At 66.9% G+C, this 493-nt stretch carries 1 protein-coding gene; it reads right to left on the bottom strand.

Annotated features, from left to right (window positions below; translation table 11 throughout):
• Positions 1 to 251, bottom strand: a 251-nt coding sequence (locus KVT44_RS55575) for a hypothetical protein (protein WP_217576865.1), incomplete at its 3' end; no start/stop codon positions are given.
• Positions 252 to 493: the final 242 nt, after the last annotated feature.

The following is a 493-nucleotide window of genomic DNA, read 5'->3' as shown; positions in this document are numbered from 1 at the left end:
CCCACATCACCGCACACCAAAACAACACCACCGTCTTCACCGCACAACTCACCACCCACACCCCCACCGACACCACCTGAGAACTTCCAACGTGACGACGTCGATACCGAGTTGTCGGCGGTGTTCGAGCCGCTGATATCCAAAGTCGAGCGTCGGACGCGGCATTCGGATCGGCCGGTGTTCCAGGGCATCCCGTTCGTGCCGCACGCAATCGCTGGACTGCTGAGACCGTGCACGAATTCCTGCGTCATGCCACGACCGCGAGCCAGCCGCGCTCGTGACCCGGCTCCCGGAGATCACCGAACGGCGCGTCGCCGACCAGGCCCTCAAGGTGGAGACCGTTCGGCACATCCTGGACCGGGCGGCACTGACGCTGCGGCCCTCAGTCCGTCCTTCGCGCGGTCAAAAAGAAGCGGGCTCCGTCGGGGTCGGTCAGGATGGCCTCGGTCGAGCCGAGGCCCTGCTGGTGGGCCGTGCCGCCGTGGGCGCGCGC

Source organism: Streptomyces sp. GbtcB7, assembly GCF_019091445.1.
In the GTDB taxonomy this organism is placed as follows: Bacteria; Actinomycetota; Actinomycetes; order Streptomycetales; family Streptomycetaceae; genus Streptomyces; species Streptomyces mirabilis.
Note: the sequence above shows the minus strand (reverse complement) of the source record. Positions and strands in the feature narration are given on the sequence as shown.